Source organism: Rufibacter glacialis (genome assembly GCF_008271745.1).
Classification (GTDB): domain Bacteria; phylum Bacteroidota; class Bacteroidia; order Cytophagales; family Hymenobacteraceae; genus Nibribacter; species Nibribacter glacialis.
Window position 1 is genome coordinate 340,771 of record NZ_VKKZ01000010.1, and the last position, 16,574, is coordinate 357,344.

General features: G+C 52.1%; 16 protein-coding genes. 4 read left to right on the forward strand and 12 right to left on the reverse strand.

The features are described from left to right. Positions 1-58 precede the first annotated feature (58 nt). Positions 59-1,405 carry an NAD(P)/FAD-dependent oxidoreductase gene (locus FOE74_RS02350; protein WP_149096986.1) on the forward strand — a complete coding sequence of 449 codons (1,347 nt, stop codon included), beginning with the start codon at positions 59-61 and terminating at the stop codon, positions 1,403-1,405. Between the two features lie 1,049 nt (positions 1,406-2,454). On the opposite strand, the gene tsf is transcribed toward FOE74_RS02350, so the two are convergent. The 9 genes from tsf to recA all read right to left on the reverse strand — a co-directional run bounded on the left by tsf (position 2,455) and on the right by recA (position 10,448). Further along, positions 2,455-3,288, reverse strand: coding sequence for a translation elongation factor Ts (gene tsf / locus FOE74_RS02355; protein WP_149096987.1), 834 nt, complete (start codon positions 3,286-3,288; stop codon positions 2,455-2,457). Between the two features lie 157 nt (positions 3,289-3,445). Continuing rightward, on the reverse strand, positions 3,446-4,207 hold the full coding sequence (gene rpsB, locus FOE74_RS02360) for a 30S ribosomal protein S2 (protein WP_149096988.1): 762 nt from the start codon (positions 4,205-4,207) through the stop codon (positions 3,446-3,448). A 24-nt stretch (positions 4,208-4,231) separates the two neighbouring features. Beyond that, positions 4,232-4,618 carry a 30S ribosomal protein S9 gene (gene rpsI, locus FOE74_RS02365; protein WP_048919361.1) on the reverse strand — a complete coding sequence of 129 codons (387 nt, stop codon included), beginning with the start codon at positions 4,616-4,618 and terminating at the stop codon, positions 4,232-4,234. 14 nt (positions 4,619-4,632) lie between these two features. Continuing rightward, positions 4,633-5,082, reverse strand: coding sequence for a 50S ribosomal protein L13 (gene rplM / locus FOE74_RS02370; RefSeq protein ID WP_149096989.1), 450 nt, complete (start codon positions 5,080-5,082; stop codon positions 4,633-4,635). 399 nt (positions 5,083-5,481) lie between these two features. Continuing rightward, complete coding sequence (locus FOE74_RS02375; protein ID WP_149096990.1) at positions 5,482-6,195, reverse strand: RluA family pseudouridine synthase; 714 nt, start codon at positions 6,193-6,195, stop codon at positions 5,482-5,484. Between the two features lie 166 nt (positions 6,196-6,361). Then, positions 6,362-7,468, reverse strand: a complete 1,107-nt coding sequence (locus FOE74_RS02380) for a sensor histidine kinase (protein ID WP_149096991.1) — start codon at positions 7,466-7,468, stop codon at positions 6,362-6,364. Beyond that, positions 7,443-8,135 carry a response regulator transcription factor gene (locus tag FOE74_RS02385; RefSeq protein WP_149096992.1) on the reverse strand — a complete coding sequence of 231 codons (693 nt, stop codon included), beginning with the start codon at positions 8,133-8,135 and terminating at the stop codon, positions 7,443-7,445. Before FOE74_RS02385 ends, FOE74_RS02380 begins: the two co-directional genes overlap by 26 nt. A 307-nt stretch (positions 8,136-8,442) precedes the next feature. Further along, entirely contained in the window at positions 8,443-9,252 is an 810-nt protein-coding gene (locus FOE74_RS02390; protein WP_149096993.1) for a DUF3108 domain-containing protein, read from the reverse strand. 155 nt (positions 9,253-9,407) lie between these two features. Beyond that, on the reverse strand, positions 9,408-10,448 hold the full coding sequence (gene recA, locus FOE74_RS02395) for a recombinase RecA (protein WP_149096994.1): 1,041 nt from the start codon (positions 10,446-10,448) through the stop codon (positions 9,408-9,410). A 558-nt stretch (positions 10,449-11,006) separates the two neighbouring features. Here recA and FOE74_RS02400 point away from each other — a divergent pair. Continuing rightward, the gene (locus FOE74_RS02400) at positions 11,007-12,176 is read left to right on the forward strand and encodes a hypothetical protein (protein ID WP_225840598.1); all 1,170 of its coding nucleotides are present in this window, start codon (positions 11,007-11,009) and stop codon (positions 12,174-12,176) included. Positions 12,177-12,225: 49 nt separating this feature from the next. On the opposite strand, the gene FOE74_RS02405 is transcribed toward FOE74_RS02400, so the two are convergent. Beyond that, positions 12,226-12,810: a GNAT family N-acetyltransferase gene (locus FOE74_RS02405; protein WP_149096995.1), complete on the reverse strand. Its 585-nt coding sequence runs from the start codon at positions 12,808-12,810 to the stop codon at positions 12,226-12,228. Positions 12,811-13,179: 369 nt separating this feature from the next. Between FOE74_RS02405 and FOE74_RS02410 the strand changes: the two genes are divergently transcribed. After that, complete coding sequence (locus FOE74_RS02410) at positions 13,180-14,070, forward strand: TIGR02587 family membrane protein (protein ID WP_149096996.1); 891 nt, start codon at positions 13,180-13,182, stop codon at positions 14,068-14,070. Positions 14,071-14,076: 6 nt separating this feature from the next. Further along, positions 14,077-14,454 carry a hypothetical protein gene (locus FOE74_RS02415; RefSeq protein WP_149096997.1) on the forward strand — a complete coding sequence of 126 codons (378 nt, stop codon included), beginning with the start codon at positions 14,077-14,079 and terminating at the stop codon, positions 14,452-14,454. Between the two features lie 90 nt (positions 14,455-14,544). On the opposite strand, the gene FOE74_RS02420 is transcribed toward FOE74_RS02415, so the two are convergent. Next, positions 14,545-14,982, reverse strand: a complete 438-nt coding sequence (locus FOE74_RS02420) for a hypothetical protein (protein ID WP_149096998.1) — start codon at positions 14,980-14,982, stop codon at positions 14,545-14,547. A gap of 78 nt (positions 14,983-15,060) precedes the next feature. Then, on the reverse strand, positions 15,061-16,485 hold the full coding sequence (locus FOE74_RS02425) for an FAD/NAD(P)-binding protein (protein WP_149096999.1): 1,425 nt from the start codon (positions 16,483-16,485) through the stop codon (positions 15,061-15,063). Positions 16,486-16,574: the final 89 nt, after the last annotated feature.

Consider the following 16,574-nt stretch of genomic DNA (forward strand, 5'->3'; position numbering starts at 1 on the left):
ATGACAAAAGATAGTCTCAGGCGAACCTGAGGCCAGAATAAACTTCTACTGCTAACATATGCTTCATATACAAGAACTTACCCTTAACATTCCGGAAACCAGAAAGCCCCGGGTCGTGATTATTGGCGGCGGGTTTGGCGGCGTGAACCTGGCCAAGAAGTTATCAGGGAAAGAGTTTCAGGTGGTCATGTTTGACCGGCAGAACTACCACGGTTTTTGGCCGCTTCTGTACCAGGTAGCCACAGCGGGCCTGGAGCCAGACGCCATTGCGGAGCCCCTCCGGAAAATGTTTGACGAGGACTTTGAGGATTTCCATTTCCGGCAGGTGAAAGTGACGAGCGTAAACCCTGCCACCAAGACGGTTTCTACCTTGGTAGGCGATCTGGCCTATGATTTTGTGGTCATTGCCACGGGTACCAAATCCAATTACTTCGGGAACGAGCAAATCAAGAAATACTCTTTCCCGCTCAAGCAGATCCCAGACGCCCTGAACCTGCGCAGCCAGTTGCTGCAGTCGTTTGAGCAGGCCAACATGATCAGAGACCCTGAGGTGCGCCAAAGCCTCCTGAACATTGTGATTGTAGGGGGCGGCCCCACCGGCGTGGAACTGGCCGGCTCGCTGGCCGAGATGCGCAAGCACGTGCTGCCCGGCGATTATCCTGGCATGGACTTCAGCAAGATGAATATTTACCTGGTAGAGGGGCTTGACCGCGTGCTGCCGCCCATGTCACCAGAGTCAAGTGCCACCACCAAGCGCTACCTGGAAGAGATAGGCGTCAACATCAAGCTGAACACCCTGGTAGAGTCTTATGATGGGGAGATAGTCACCTTCAAGGGTGGCGAGCAGATCAGGACCCAGACCCTGATTTGGGCAGCGGGGGTTTCCGGCGCCCAGATTGCCGGCTTACCGCCTGAATCCAGCGAGAAGGGGAGGTACCTGGTGAACACCTTTAACCAGGTGCTGGGTTTCAACGATATCTTCGCCATTGGCGACATCGCCTTCATGAAGACCGAAGAATACCCCAGAGGACACCCTGGAGTGGCGCAGCCAGCGATTCAGCAAGGCAAGCACCTGGCCAAGAACATCCGCCACCTGGTCCGGAATGAACCGCTGGAACCCTTTGAGTATTTTGACAAAGGGTCGCTGGCCATCATAGGCCGGAACCGGGCGGTAGCTGACTTGCCCAAGAACATGCACCTGAAAGGCTTCATTGCCTGGATGGCCTGGCTCTTCGTGCACATCTATTACCTTATTGGTTTCCGGAACAAGTTGGTTGTACTGGCCAACTGGGTGTATAAGTTCTTCACCTATGAGAGCGGTACCCGCCTAATCATAAGACCCTTCTTAAGGAAAGAAGATGTGGCGGGGCATGATTTTGTGAGAAGGCAGGCAGATCTGGATTAAGTAGTTCCTGTGCTACTGCCCTGCCACTAATTCTATCCATGGAGAGGCCTGCTAACTGCAGGCCTCTTTTCTTATACCCTAATCTATCTTCTAGACTTTAGGAGTACCAGCCCGCTTTACCTCCTAGCTGACCATAGGTAAGTTTATGGAGTTCTTTTTCTGAACATGTCAAAAAGCATCAATAACATCCAAAATTATATCAGTTTTAGTAAATAGTATGTTTGATTAACCCATTATTTAGATGAATTTTAATAAAACCGGGTATAAATATGATTTTTTAAATTCATCTCACTACTTAGTTTTAGGTATTATGCACTTATTTATAAGAAATTGAATAAATAAATTTGTCAATTATGAAAAAGCTGGTATATTAGATAAATAAAGCAATAAAGGAAGCTTGGCTTTTACCAAGGCTATTTGAAGGCGGATAAAAGGCAAGTAGGATTTAATTATATTGTTTTTGAAGATTTAGAATTGAAGCGTTATAAAATTTATAAATTTCATTCAATTAGTAGGAACGTTCTTGGTAAGGTCTACGTTTATGGGAGAACAACAGGGAAAGAAAGCTTTTCTGAATGGGTTTTCCTCCTTTCGTACAAACCATACATGTTCTATTCTTTGGTAATATAATCGTACATCTGAAATCGTTAAATTATGAAAGCAAAAGCTACCTTCCTTAGTTACATTTCCGCCGAGAAAAGATTGAGAAAAGAACAATCTAAATCAGCCAATGCCAAGGCCAGCAAGACGAATGTTGACCAGGCCTCACAAGTAGAGAAAAGGACCTCCTTGTCATCTGCTGGTAATTAAGCCAAGCAGGTCAACCTGACCTAGAAAAAACCACGGTATCTATATATCCCTTATTTAGTCAAATCTATTCTTTTCCAAAAAGTTATAGATAATGGGCTAGGCGACATAGTTTGCCATCGCTTGGGTGGCTTTCTTCCAGACGCAACCCATTGATTGAATCAAACCATGAATCTAAAAGAAAAGCCCCCGCTGTAGTAACAGCGGGGGCTTTTGCATAGAACCGTTGGGTTCAGAGGAGATTATCCAATGGCAACACGTTTGAACTCTGTCACGGTCATGCCTTTAGACGTGTTGTCTAACAGTTTGGCAATGGTCACAGAAGGATCTTTCACAAACTCCTGGTTCAACAGGGTGCTTTCTTTGTAGAATTTGTTCAGTTTACCTTGCGCGATTTTCTCCAGCATTTCCTCTGGTTTGCCTTCAGCGCGGGCCTGCTCTTTTCCAATCTCAATCTCACGTTGGATGGTAGCGGCATCAACTCCATCTTTGTCTACCGCGATAGGGCGCATAGCAGCAATCTGCATGGCTACGTCCTTGCCAACCTCAGACACTTCGTTTCCGCCGGTGTTGGTTAAGCCTACCAATACACCTAATTTACCGTTTGAGTGGTTGTAGGCAACCACTTTCTCAGCAGAAACAGTCTCGTAAGAAACCACGTCAATTTTCTCACCAATCTTACCCATCAGGTCAGTGATGTGGTCTTGCAGCGAGCGGCCATCTGCCTGAGGCGTAGCCAATAAGTCTTCTTTAGAACCAGACGTGTTGGCAACGGCAGCCGCCAAAACAGTTTGGGCCAATGTTTTGAAATCTTCTACTTTAGAAACGGGCTCAGTCTCGCAGGCAAGCGCGATCACTGTTCCTACAGTACCATCAGCGTTTACCTGCGTTAAAACGGCACCTTCAGAGGTAGCGTTATCGGCACGCTTGCTGGCAATTTTCTGGCCTTGCTTGCGGAGGATATCTTTGGCTGTTTCAAAGTCGCCGTTAGCTTCAGTCAGTGCTTTTTTGCAATCCATCATACCTGCGCCAGTTTCCTGACGAAGTCTGTTTACATCTTGTGCTGTAATAGCCATTGTTCTTTTATTAAGAATTACGGTTAATAAGTTTCAATAGGAGGGTGGTGCTGCTTTGGCAAGCCGGCACCGGTAAGAGTAAAAAGAAACTGAACATCAGTGGCTAGGCTTCCTAATGTTCAGTTTCCTTTAAGATAATCTTATGAGACAAAGAGGCTTATTCAGCGTCAATTTTCTCCTGGATGCCTTCTTCTTCTGAACGCTTCTTCTCGGTCTCGTCTTTGTCTACTTTACGCTCAGACAAACCTTCTTCAATGGCTTTGCCAATCAAAGAAGTGATCAGAGAGATAGACTTAGAAGCATCATCGTTGGCCGGGATTGGGAAGTCCACCAGCTCTGGGTTAGAGTTGGTATCTACAATCGCGAATACCGGCAAGTTCAGTTTCTGTGCTTCTTTGATAGCGATAGACTCACGCTTCACGTCTACAATGAACAAAGCAGCAGGAAGACGTGACAAGTCAGCGATACCACCCAACACACGGTCAAGTTTCTCACGCTCACGAGACAGCATCAAACGCTCACGCTTTGCCATGGCGGCATAGGCAGTGTTCTCTTTCACCATTTTGTCAATGGTAGACATTTTCTTCAAAGACTTACGAACCGTCTGGAAGTTAGTCAACATACCACCTAACCAACGGTCGGTCACGTAAGGCATCTTCAGGCGCTTGGCCTCTTCTGCTACTATGTCCTGGGCTTGTTTTTTGGTAGCGACAAACAAAATCTTGCGGCCAGACTTAGCAATCTGCTTAATAGCGGAGATTGCCTCATCCAGGGAAACCAAGGTTTTGTTCAGGTCAATGATGTGGATACCGTTTTTCTCCATGAAAATGTACGGAGCCATTTTAGGATCCCATTTTCTGGTAAGGTGACCAAAGTGTACACCGGCGTCCAGTAATTCTTTATATGTGGTATTAGCCATGATATTGATACAGCTGATGATATATTAACGTTTAGAGAACTGGAAAGAACGACGGGCTTTGCGCTTACCGAACTTCTTACGCTCCACCATACGGGGGTCACGCGTTAAGAATCCTTCTTTTTTCAGGGCTGGACGGGTCTCAGCGTTTTCTTCCACCAAAGCTTTGGTGATGGCCAAACGAAGGGCTTCTGCCTGACCGGCAACGCCACCGCCTTTGATATTCGCCTTGATGTCGTATTTGCCAACCGCGTCAATCAGCGACAATGGCTGCTGAACGATGGTTTGCAATACTTCACTAGGGAAGTATTCCTTAATATCTCTATCGTTAATAGTGATATTCCCTTGCCCTGACGTCATGTAGATGCGCGCCACCGAGGTTTTTCTTCTACCAGATGTATTGAGAATTTCCATTAAATATGACTAGGTTATTTTGTAAGTTTTACTGTAACAGGCTGTTGTGCCTCATGTGGATGCTCTGCACCGGTGTACACGAACAGGTTGCGGAATTGCTCACGGCCCAAACGGGTTCTTGGCAACATACCGCGTACCGCGCGCTCAACCAACAGAGTAGAAGACTTGGCCTTCAACTCCCGGGGAGTGAACGTGCGCTGACCACCTGGGTAACCAGTGTGCGTCACGAAGGTTTTCTTGTCCCACTTCTTACCGGTCATACGCACTTTGTCTGCGTTGATCACGATCACGCTATCACCGCAGTCAGCGTTGGGCGTGAAAGAAGGTTTGTTCTTGCCGCGAAGAATCATCGCGATCTGGCTGGCCACGCGGCCAAGGGTTGAGTCTCCGGCGTCTATCACTACCCAGCCTTTGTTTGCGGCCGCCTTATTAACTGATAGCGTCTTATAACTTAAATGGTCCATTGTAAATGGTTAACGAGTGAAAAAATAAAGTATCTCTACTTTGAAAAATGGTCACAAAGATAGGGGTATTTTTTCTGTGGTGCAACCCGCGTTTATATTATTCCCTTGAAAACAAGGTAAATAGTTAAGGGCGGTAACAAAGGAGGGTGGCGTTCAAAGGGAAAATCCCGTTTCGGGCCTCCTTTCCGGAACGGAAGCCTGAAACGGGATTCTTGCCCGGTAGCGGCGTTACACGGTAACGCCGGGGTGCTATGCAACAGAATGATTCTATTGTAGGAAAGCAGAATTCACAGAGACATCAGACGAGGTTTTTGGGTGGGAACAGAAGCCTCCTTCCATAGAGACTGAGCCTCTTCGGAAGCGCACGCCGTTAGGGTGGAACGCTGCCACCTTTTCGTTTTACCCGTTTTTCCTGAGCAGTTTCAGCAGCACCTCAAAGTCTTTGGGGTACTCGGCGGTGACCAGCAGCGGTTCGCCGTTCAGCAGGGTAAAGCCTAACTGGTAAGAGTGCAGGGCGAAGCGTTTGATGACCGGTTGTTCCTCGGTGTCTTTGGCCAGGTTGAATTTGCGCTTCAGGCTGGAGAGGAACAGGGGCTCGCCGCCGTAGAGTTCATCCTGCACAATAGACGCCTTCAGGTAGGCCAGGTGCAGCCTGATCTGGTGCATACGGCCCGTGATGGGTTTGCATTCTACCAACGTATGCCGCCCGAATTTCTCCAGCGTGGTAAAGTAGGTTTGGGCCGATTTTCCTTTGTAGGCCAGCTTGGCAATTCCTTTCAGGCCCGGCTGAATGGCGCGGTCTACCAACAAGTTGTCAAAATCATAGCTGCCCCAGGCTACGGCGTGGTAGATCTTCTGCACCTGCCGGTTCTCAAACTGCATGGAAAGATGGCGGTAGGCCTCTGGGTTCTTGGCAATGGCCAGACAGCCTGAGGTTTCCTTGTCAAGCCGGTGGCAGGCCTGGGCATCTTCATGGTACTGGCGGGCCAGGGTAAGTAGGTTGGTGGCGTTGTAAGACCGGTCTTCTAGGGTAGACAGAAAAGGAGGCTTGTTGACAACAATGAAGTCATCATTCTCAAAGACAATAAGATCGCTAAAGGCGGGTAACTTCATAGAAATGGGTATGTGGCACTTGGCCTTAAGGCTGTTTCTGTCCTCCTTTTACGGAAAGAGGAGTTAAACAGGCCAAGCGCCAAAAGGGCTGCAAGTTACCTAAAATTTTGGGTTAGTGGCGGAGCGGTTTCGGGCTTATTTGCCAAGAACGGACTTTAAACCCACTTCAGACCTTTACCCGAGGCAGTTTGAAACGCATGGTAGTGCCTTCGCCTACGGTGCTTACCACAGCAATCACTGATTTATGGGCCTCCACAATGTGCTTGGAAATAGCCAGGCCCAGCCCGGAACCACCCCCCGAGGAATCTTTGGTGCGGCTCTTGTCTATGCGGTAGAACCGTTCAAAAATGCGGGTAAGGTGCTCCTTGTGGATGCCGGGGCCATCGTCCCGTACGGTGACCACGGTTTTCTTCTTGCCATCATGGAAGGAAAGCCAGATGTTGCCGTTCTCTGCCCCGTATTTGATGGCGTTGTCAATGAGATTGAGCAGCACCTGCTTGATACGGCCGCGGTCGCCAATGACCTCAAAGGTTTCTTCAGGGGCGTTGACCAGGTGAATGGTGGTGTTGCGGGTGCGGGCCTTGGCTTCCAGCTGTTCCACGGCCTCGCGGCCCAGGTCGTTCAGGTCAAACTGCGTTTTCTTCATCTGGATCACGCCTTTCTCCAGTTGGGAGATGGTGATCAGGTCCTGCACCAGGGTGTCTAACCCATCAAGGCTGCGGGCGGCTTTCTGCAGGAATTTATCGCGCACGCGCTCATCATCAATGGCCCCGTCTATGAGCGTGTGCAGAAAACCCTGGGCGGCGAAAATAGGGGTCTTGAGCTCATGGGAGACATCGGCGAGAAACTCCCGGCGCATGGCTTGCAGGCGTTTGAGCTCCTCAATCTCTTTCTGGTTACGCTCTGCCAGCAGGTAGATCTCGTCTTTGATGCGCTGCAGCGGGTCTGGGCGGAAGAGGAATTTGCTGCTCATGCGCTTGAACTCCTTGCGTTTGAATTTCTCCAGGCTGCCGTAGATGTTGTTGATTTCCTTGAAGATCAGGGCCTCATAGGAAAAGTACACCAGCAGAAAACAGGCGGAAAACGTGAGCGCCAGGGCCAGTACCCGTTGCTTGAATTCCAGGTGCGGCGAAATAAACAGGTAGACGGTGATAATCAGCGCCACCGTCACCGAGATGATGATGGCAATGGTCTGCGAACTGAGCTTGAGCCCGCTCCTGGGGCTGGCAGCGGCGGCGGGGACGGGTTTAGTCGGTGTTGAATTTGTAGCCAACGCCTTTGATGGTCTTAATCTGGTCTTCACCTATTTTCTCGCGTACTTTTCTGATATGGACGTCCACGGTGCGCGCTATCACGAACACGTCATTCCCCCACACGTTGTTCAGCAGTTCGTCGCGGCTGAATACTTTGTTGGGCGTGGCCGCCAGAAACGCCAGCAGCTCAAACTCCTTCTTAGGCAAGGTGATTTTCTGCTCTCCTTTGAGCACGTGGAAGCTGGTGCGGTCAATGGTCAATTCGCCTATCTCAATGACCTGCGTCTGCTCAGGGCTTTGGCTGGTGTCACGGCGTTTGAAGGCGGCCAACCGGCTGATCAGGGCCCGGGGTTTGATGGGTTTCACAATGAAGTCATCGGCGCCGGCGTCAAAGGCGGCCACCTCAGAGAATTCCTCAGAGCGGGCGGTCAAAAACAGGATGTGGATGTCTTTGAACTTGGGGTTCTCGCGCAGGTGGCGGCAAGCGGTGATCCCGTCCATCACGGGCATCATGACGTCTAGCAGGATGATGTCTGGCATAAACTTGCGGGCCATGTCAAGGGCCACCTGGCCGTTTTCTGCGTGGGCCACTTCATAGCCCTCTTTCTCCAGGTTGTACTGCAGCAGTTCCACGATGTCTGGGTCATCGTCTACTACCAGAATCTTGTATTTAGCTGGCGTTTGCATAGCATGCGGTTTACTTTAAAGAGAAAGACACGGTTGTTTCCTCTCCCCTGGAAACCAGACAGGCTTTGCCGCGAAGGGCAATCACCGGCTCTGAATTCCATGTCAAAGATAAGGAATAGTTGCTGGTTGTTTATTTTTAAGTAGTTAGGAGAGCAATAGTAACAATTTGTTAACCTGTAGCCCTTTAAAGTAGGCTGTCTAAAGTTGTTTTTGGCTTGTTCCCGGGAAAAGAGGCCCAAAAAGGGAAGCACCGCCCAGGTCTTATCCCAGGCGGTGCTTCCCTTTTTTATTTTCAGACGCTACAAGCTTATTTCACTACGCTAAGTCTGCTCTGGAGTCCATTGTATTTGTAGAGGTCCACCTTCACGGAGCCCACGAACATCTCCGCCTGAAACAGCACCGGCACCTTGTTCTCATCATCAGAGAAATAAACCGAGATGGCGTCTTCGCCGCTGAACAATCTGTTTTTAGGCATTTTGGGTACCAGGCGGTGGGCACGTATTTTGCCGGCCTTGGTTTCTACCACCACCTTGCCCCGGTAAGTCACGTTCATGTCAAAGACCTCATCGCCCAGGAAGCCCTGCATGCGCACGGTCTGGCCTGGTTTGAAGTTGTGCAGGTCCAGGGTGCGCAGGTAATAGAACCCACTGATCATGTCCTGGGCATTGTCTGGCACCTTGAATACCTGGTTTTTCTTGTCGTCGCGGCTGTCGTTCACCACCACGGTGTTCTTGTAGTGGTCAAAGTCAGTGGTTTCTTTGCGGCGGTACTTGCCTTCCTCAATGTTGCGGTGGAAACGCAGCGGCAGCATGGAGGAGGTGTCTATGTAAGAAGTCCAGGTGTTTCTTATGCGGTGGAAGAAATCAAAGGAGCCCAAGGTCTTGCCGCTGACGGTGGTCTGGTAGCAGGGCCGGTTATTGATGCGCTGGATATTGGGTGATACATGGATGGTGGCCTCACCGGCGTTGATGACGCCATAGTGCACTTTGTACTGCAAGACCTCGCCAGGACCAAAAGAGTCATTCTTCACTGTGCGCAGGGTGTCATTAACTGCAAAGCCACTCAAAACCAATCCTAACAGGGGTACTATAAGTAGTAGTTGATGTTTTACACGCATAAGCCAATGTTTCCAGTATACCTGAGGCTATTCAAATGTCGTACCAATTCCCTGCCGGGGTAGGAGGTAGCCAAAGTTATAGATTTTCAGGTGGAACTCAACGTAAACAGAAACGGCACCTGAAAAGGTGCCGTTTCTGGAAAAATAGATGATAATTACTCAGCCGAGGTGTCTTCTAAAGCAGCGGCCACTTTCTCTGGCTCACCCTTCACAATGTCCCGGATCTTGTTCTCGATCTCCTGCATCAGTTCCTCGTTATCCAGCAGGAACTGCTTCACGGCGTCGCGGCCCTGGCCTAAGCGGTCACCGCTGTAAGAGAACCAGGAACCGGATTTCTGTACCACGCCCAGTTCTACCCCAAGGTCTAGGATCTCGCCTACCTTAGAGATACCCTCGCCGTACATGATGTCAAACTCCACTACTTTGAACGGAGGCGCCACCTTGTTTTTCACCACTTTCACTTTGGTGCGGTTACCGGTAATGCTGTCTGGTCCTTCTTTGATCTGCCCAATACGGCGGATGTCCAGACGAACCGAGGCGTAGAATTTAAGGGCGTTACCACCGGTAGTGGTCTCCGGGTTCCCGAACATCACCCCGATCTTCTCCCGCAACTGGTTGATGAAGATACACAAGCAACCGGTTTTGTTGATGGTACCGGTCAGCTTACGCAGGGCCTGAGACATCAAGCGGGCCTGAAGGCCCATTTTGCTGTCACCCATGTCGCCTTCCAGTTCACCTTTAGGTACCAGGGCGGCCACGGAGTCAATCACAATAATATCAATGGCACCGGAGCTGATCAGATGATCTGCGATTTCAAGCGCCTGCTCGCCGTTGTCTGGCTGCGCAATCAAAAGGTTTTCTGTGTCAATGCCCAGCTTCTCAGCATAGGACTTGTCAAAAGCGTGCTCCGCGTCAATGAAAGCGGCAATCCCGCCTTTTTTCTGCGCTTCGGCAATGCAGTGCATGGTGAGTGTGGTCTTACCGGAAGACTCCGGTCCATAGATCTCCACCACTCTGCCGCGCGGAAGACCTCCAATGCCCAACGCGATGTCCAGGCCAAGGGAGCCGGTAGAAATAGCCGGCACGTCCACCACCTGGGTATCGTTCAGCTTCATAACCGTACCTTTTCCGTAGGTTTTGTCCAGCTTGTCAATGGTGAGTTGGAGCGCTTTCAGTTTTTCGGTGTTTACACTCATGTCTGTGTTTTCTTTGCTTAATTATTTGTTGAATTTACAACTTCCTGAGCCAATCTGCAAACGCTTGCCGCGGCGTTTCAGCTGCTTTCCAGACTCATTCCGGAGGCGTATTGAAGAAACACCCAAAGTACCGGATTTGTGCCCTCATTTACTATTTTATTTAGTTTTATTTTCTTAAATAATGCTAGTAAAAATAGCAAGCAGGTAGGTGTTTGAAAACCAGGGTTTTCTAGGTTCGGCCTCCTTTGGTGGTCTGGTTCTTTCCTTTTCCTGCAACAACTATTCCTGCTTTTAAGTTACAGTCCTTGCCAGGTATTTGCCTGAAAAAAGCCACCAGCAGCACTTCTCTTGAAGACCAGAGTTGACCCAGGCCAAAAACCAGGCTAGGCCCTTAGCCGTTCCTGGCCGGGCAGGAGGAAGGGGCATTCTTTTTTATTGCCGTTTTCGCCTATCTTTCGCTTTGGCGGCAGAAAGAGAACTGAGATGCTCCTTCCTCGTTGTTGTTAGCACATGGTGGCTGCCTGGCCTTTGTTCCCTCCTTAAGGATTGAGATTGTTTATGTTAAGAAAGTGGCTTTTAGTGGCAGTAGCAGCCTTGGCGGCGGGATCAGGTGCCTGGGCGCAGGTGAACAACCAAGCCCTTGAATTCAGGCGGCCGGTAAAGCCGGGGCAGGCCGGGGAGCTGCAACTGGGCCTTAATGCCTTTGGGTACCAGAAGAACAACGAGTACTTCAATGACATCGCCGAAGGTTATACCCTGTTTGGCTACCACCTGAACCCGCGGCTCATCTATTTCCCCACAGACAAGGTCAGGATAGACGCCGGCGCCCAGGTGCAGAAAGACTTCGGGACCCGCAGTTACTCACTGGTGCAACCTACGTTTACCATCCGTTATGAGGAAAACGGCATGGCCCTGCTGTTCGGGACCCTGGAAGGAAACGTGAACCACGGCTATATTGAGCCCCTCTATGACTTTGAGCGCGTGATCACGAACCGCCTGGAAAACGGCCTCCAGTTCCTGCTGGACAAACCCGGGGCCAAGCTGGACGTCTGGATTGACTGGCAGCGCTACATCCGGCGCCTGGACCCGTTCCAAGAGGAAGTGGCCGGCGGCGCCTCTGCCGAATTGACGCTTTACCGCACACCCGTTTCTATGGACTTTCCGGAAAACAAGCCCCAAACCGAAACCTATATTGGGGTACCGCTGCAATTCACGGCCCAGCACCGGGGCGGGCAGATTGATGACACCCAGTTACCCCTGGTGACCTTATCCAACGTGGCGGCGGGCCTGGTCATCAGGAAGACCTACAACAGAAACGTGTTGAAAGCCCTGCATTTTCAGCCGTACGTGGTGGGCTGGAAAGACTTCTCCAACACCAAGGCCCAGCCCTTTACCCAGGGCGGCGGTTTGTACCTGAACGCAGGCATAGACACCAAATACCAGAACGTGATGCTGAGCTACTGGCGTGGCAGCGGGTATTACTCAGAGTTAGGGGGGCGGCTGTTCCCCTCGGTTTCCTCTAATTTCAAGACGCCAGGGTACACGCAGAAAAACCGGCAGGTACTCATTCTACGCTTTCTGCATGACCTGGAGCTGACGCAGGGCCTTTCCCTGACCCTTCGTCTGGAGCCGTACCTTGACCTGGATTTCCCCAAACTGGAATTCTCCAACAGCCTGCACCTGAACTTCAACTCAGACTTCTTCCTGACCCGCCTTAAAAAGAGATAAAACCGGATTTTAAGCCATTTTTGCCAAACAGGCGCTAAACCCAAGGGTCTTAGGAGGCATCTTCTTTCTTAAGCTGGTACACATGGATGGGCCGGGGCTGAGCTTCTTCACTCTCGGCCTGGGTGGGGGTATAGGTTTTCAGGAGGCGGAAGCCGCAGCGCTCGGCCACCCGCTGGCTGCGCTCATTCCCCTGGGCGCAGCGTAAGTTCACGCATTCCATCCGGAGCACGTCAAAGGCATAGTGGACCATGGCTTTGAGGGCCTCGGTCACGTAGCCCTGGCCTTCCGCCTCGGCGCTCAGGTAATACCCCACCTCAGAGAAGGGTTTGCCCCGGGCCAAGCGGCGCAGCGTGATATCGCCAATATAGTCGCCGGCTTCTTTGCGCCAGATCCCAAACGAATACAAGTCACCCGCCCGGTGCTGGGAGATGAACACCTTGATCCGGGCCTGGGCATCACGCACGGTCACCACCGCAGACGTGCGGTCTGGGAAGTCGGGGAGCAGGCGTTCCCGGTTCTGGTGGAGGAGCTGCCAGAAGTCAAGCGCCATTTCTGGGGTGTAAGGCAGTATCCGAAGCCTCTTGGTGGAAAGCTCTATGCTGGTGACAGGATAAGAGGAGGGCGGTGCGGGCATAGACGGTGAAATGGTCTTAGCAGGTTGTACGAGGCTGGATGGGCACGGATAGCAAAAAGATACAAAATTGTCAGCCAGGTTCCTCTCCCTGCTTTCTGCGGAAGAAGGTCTTGACAGACGTCTGTGGAAAGAAACTTAGGTAAGCCCAAAGACTAGTCTGCAGTGCATTCCCGCCGGGTGAAAGGAAAGGAGGCATCATGGGCGCACCAGAAGCCGTACATAGGGAATTCCCGCAGGTTGGTTTCATCATCAAGCCAATAAGCGACCTTTTCACCAGGGCTCCTGGAGTCTTCTGGTGGCTGGTTGGCTTGGGGCTACGCAGGAAAATCGCCTACGGGAAGTTCGTTTTTACCTCGTTTTCAGAAAACCATGCGCAATAAAAGCATTGGACAGTCATTGCAGGAGTACGGGCGGGGCGTGATTGGCGGCCTGCTGTTCAGCCTGCCCCTGCTGTATACCATGGAAGTGTGGTGGACCAGCTTTCAGGTGTCTCCGTGGCTTTTGATTCTCTACATCGTGGTGACGGCGGTCCTGCTTCTGGGGTATAACACCTATGCCGGCCTGCGCTCCAGTGCCTCCTGGAAAGAGATAGCCGTAGACTCTGTAGAGGAGATGGGGCTTGGGCTGGTGCTGGCGTTCCTGTTTCTCTGGTTGCTGGGCGTGGTACAGGTGTATGACATGTCGCTGGAGCGCATCATCTACATGACCGTGATAGAAGCCATGCCGGTAGCCATTGGGGTTTCCATAGGCACTGCCCAGTTGGGCACCTCTGGCGAAGACGAGGAAGAAGACGAGGCCGAGGAGAAAGACCCTGAAGACAGCATGCTGCCCACCCAGAACCAGGGCCAGGCTTCTACCCTGGAGCAGATCATGTTGGCTACCTGTGCCAGCATGCTGTTTGGGGCCAACATTGCGCCTACGGAAGAGGTCATCAAGATCTCGGCAGATGCCAACCCGCTGCAGTTGTTACTGGTCTTCTTTGTCTCGCTGGCCTTGAACGGGGCCATCCTGTTCTATGTGGGGTTCAGGGGATCTTATGAAACCCCCGCCAACGAAAAGCCTAAATTCCTGGAGGTGGTGTGGGGCCTGAGCCTTACCTATGCTACCGCCTTCTGTACCTCGGCGGGGGCGTTGTGGTTCTTTGGGCGCTTTGATGGAGTGGGCCTGCAGGTCTGTATTGAGGCCACCGTGGTCTTGGGCATGGTCTCCTCGCTGGGGGCATCCGCCGGCCGGTTTTTATTTGACCAGGAATATAAGTAAACGGCTATGAAGAAGAATCCGCTGGAGTGGTTTGTGTTTGGTCTGAGTGTGGTGCTGATTCTGGCGCTGCTGGGGTACCTGGGAGTGAAAGCCTTCCATTACCAGCATACGCCGCCTGATCTGCACGTGGAGATCTTTCCGGAGAAGGGCCGGCCCCAGCAGAACATCCACCGGGTGGAGCTAACGAACCGGGGCGAACAGACCGCCGAGAACGTACTGGTAGAGATCACGCTGTTTCACCAGGGCCAGGAGATAGACAAAGCCGAGGTGAGTTTCCCCATTGCCCCCAAAGAAAGCAGACAGGAAGCCTGGATCACGTTCAAAAAACCGAAACAGGCAGACCAGAAAATGCAGGTGCATGTGTTAGGGTACAACAAACCTTAGCCAGGCAAAAGGCAGGTACCCGTTAGTGGAGCACCTGCCTTTTGTCTGGCTAGCCTGTGGCAGGAGGCCTCTCCTGCCGGATTCTAGGGGTTATTTATTGGATTCGTTCAGGAACGGGTAGTTGTACTGCATGGGGCTCCCCAGTTGCTGCAGACGCGCAATCACTTCCATGGAGTGGGCAATCTCATTGAAATACTCTAAGCGTCTGATCAACTGCTCTTTCATTAAAACCGTGCCCTCTGGGGTGCGGAGGTAGGTGCGCTTGTCGTCCAGTATCTGGTGCATCACGTCAGACACGCGCTTGCCCTGCTGCAGGTATACCTCGTGGAACTCCACCAGCGCGTCAAACCCTTCTTTGGTGACTTTGCAGGGAAACCCGGCGTTGGTCAGGACATCACACAAAAGATTCAACTCCAGAGGCATAGAGATGTGGTACGGCGTAGTGCGTACGTCCAGGCCTCTCTTAATGTAGGAGAAGATGGTTTCAAGGTTGTTTTCAAAGCGTTCGTAAAGAGCTGCTGCTTCCATGCGGATGTGGTTTAAGGGAATCAGGGGCAAAAGTACACAATGCGTTACTCTTTTTCACCACCTGGTGTTGCCTGCGCGTCAGGCGGTTTGGGTTTTAGGCCCCTTTTCGGGAAAAACGCCCTGAAACGAAGCCAGGAGGTGGGCCGCCAGTTCCTGGGCCTGCTCCCTGAGTTCGGGCACGGCGTTGGACTCCCACAGTTCCCCGCGCAACGAGGCCCCCAGGGTGAACAGGCCCGGCGTGACGGAGCCACCTGGCTGCCGTACCTGGTAAAGGCCATCGGTTTCCAAGCCCATGCCCATAGGGTGCGGCGAAATGAGTTTCTGTGCCAGCAGTGACCTAACCAACGGGTCTGGGATAGCAGCGTAGTTGAGTTGCGGCCCCGTGCAGTTGAGGACCCGGTGCGCCCACCGCGTCTCTGTTCCCCTGCTGGTTTTCACCTGTACCTGCACCCCCGTCTCATGCGACGTTACTGCCTCTATCTGGCCCGGTACAATCTCCAAGATCCCTTCTGCGATGGCTTCCTGGATTCTTTGGTGCACCTGGGGCGGGAGCCGGTGCCGTACGACTGCCCAGAGAGACCCCAGCTTCTTGCTGAACCTGATCTTGTCTGCGCAGGAAAAGCGCTTCCAGAGGTCCTGGGTCTGAGACCGCAGGCCATTGACCAGGTTTTCCCAGTGGCCGGGTTCTGCCTGGCGCAGGTGGGTTTTGAAGTGCCGCAGTACCTCCAGCAGCGTGGTAGCCTGGGCCACCCGGGCGCTGAAGGCAAGGTCAGGCACGGGTGTTTGGTACGGGAAAGGAAGGTAGCCATTGGTGGAGACCGCCGTGATCTTTCCGGTGAAGTTCTGGGTGAGCAGGGCCAGGATGATGTCAATGCTGGTGAGCCCGGTGCCAATCAGGAGAAGGGTAGGCGCCGGGGGCAGGTTTTGCCAGGCTTCTGGTTTCCAGGGATTGGCTTCGTACAGATGCGGGGGTAGGGGCGGGGCGGCCGCCACACAGCGGAGGGGAGCGGGTAAAAAATTGCCCAGGGCCAATACCACCTGATCTGCTGAAACGGTTTCGCCGGTCTTGAGCCGGAGGTGAAACGGACGTTGAGCGCCGGGAGTATGCCGCAGGTCCTCTACCCGCTGCTCTACCACCTGGCAGGTGCTTTTGCCGGCGGGGCGGGCAATGGCCTGGGAGAGGAGCTGGTGCAGGTACCGGCCATACAATTGACGGGGCATGAACGAAACCGCCAGTTCCTCAGGCGTATGCCCGGCATAAGCGGGTTCCTGCAAAAGCCACTCCACAAAATGGTTGGGTTCGTCTGGCAAGGCGCTCATGCGGCCTGCGTGCACATTGAGCAGGAAGGTATCTTGGTCAGCGGAGTAGGCGATTCCTTTTCCGGTAGGATACCCTTCATTGAGCAGCACCACCTCTACCTGGCACTGCTGCTGCCTGAGCAAATGCACGGCTACCATGGTGCCGCTGAACCCTCCTCCAATAATCGCGATGACGTGCCGCATGCCCCGGTGACTGGTTTAAGAAGAAACAAAAAAGGATTCCTTTGGTATCGGGTACTAGTACGCCCAACCAAGAAATCCTCCTACGTAGA

Excerpts from the sequence above, each read along its gene's own strand:
- FOE74_RS02350 (WP_149096986.1), top strand. The coding sequence starts at position 59 with ATGCTTCATATACAAGAACTTACCCTTAACATTCCGGAAACCAGAAAG.
- tsf (WP_149096987.1), bottom strand. The coding sequence starts at position 3,288 with ATGGCTATTACAGCACAAGATGTAAACAGACTTCGTCAGGAAACTGGC.
- rpsB (WP_149096988.1), bottom strand. The coding sequence starts at position 4,207 with ATGGCTAATACCACATATAAAGAATTACTGGACGCCGGTGTACACTTT.
- rpsI (WP_048919361.1), bottom strand. The coding sequence starts at position 4,618 with ATGGAAATTCTCAATACATCTGGTAGAAGAAAAACCTCGGTGGCGCGC.
- rplM (WP_149096989.1), bottom strand. The coding sequence starts at position 5,082 with ATGGACCATTTAAGTTATAAGACGCTATCAGTTAATAAGGCGGCCGCA.
- FOE74_RS02375 (WP_149096990.1), bottom strand. The coding sequence starts at position 6,195 with ATGAAGTTACCCGCCTTTAGCGATCTTATTGTCTTTGAGAATGATGAC.
- FOE74_RS02385 (WP_149096992.1), bottom strand. The coding sequence starts at position 8,135 with ATGCAAACGCCAGCTAAATACAAGATTCTGGTAGTAGACGATGACCCA.
- FOE74_RS02390 (WP_149096993.1), bottom strand. The coding sequence starts at position 9,252 with ATGCGTGTAAAACATCAACTACTACTTATAGTACCCCTGTTAGGATTG.
- recA (WP_149096994.1), bottom strand. The coding sequence starts at position 10,448 with ATGAGTGTAAACACCGAAAAACTGAAAGCGCTCCAACTCACCATTGAC.
- FOE74_RS02400 (WP_225840598.1), top strand. The coding sequence starts at position 11,007 with ATGTTAAGAAAGTGGCTTTTAGTGGCAGTAGCAGCCTTGGCGGCGGGA.
- FOE74_RS02405 (WP_149096995.1), bottom strand. The coding sequence starts at position 12,810 with ATGCCCGCACCGCCCTCCTCTTATCCTGTCACCAGCATAGAGCTTTCC.
- FOE74_RS02410 (WP_149096996.1), top strand. The coding sequence starts at position 13,180 with ATGCGCAATAAAAGCATTGGACAGTCATTGCAGGAGTACGGGCGGGGC.
- FOE74_RS02415 (WP_149096997.1), top strand. The coding sequence starts at position 14,077 with ATGAAGAAGAATCCGCTGGAGTGGTTTGTGTTTGGTCTGAGTGTGGTG.
- FOE74_RS02420 (WP_149096998.1), bottom strand. The coding sequence starts at position 14,982 with ATGGAAGCAGCAGCTCTTTACGAACGCTTTGAAAACAACCTTGAAACC.
- FOE74_RS02425 (WP_149096999.1), bottom strand. The coding sequence starts at position 16,485 with ATGCGGCACGTCATCGCGATTATTGGAGGAGGGTTCAGCGGCACCATG.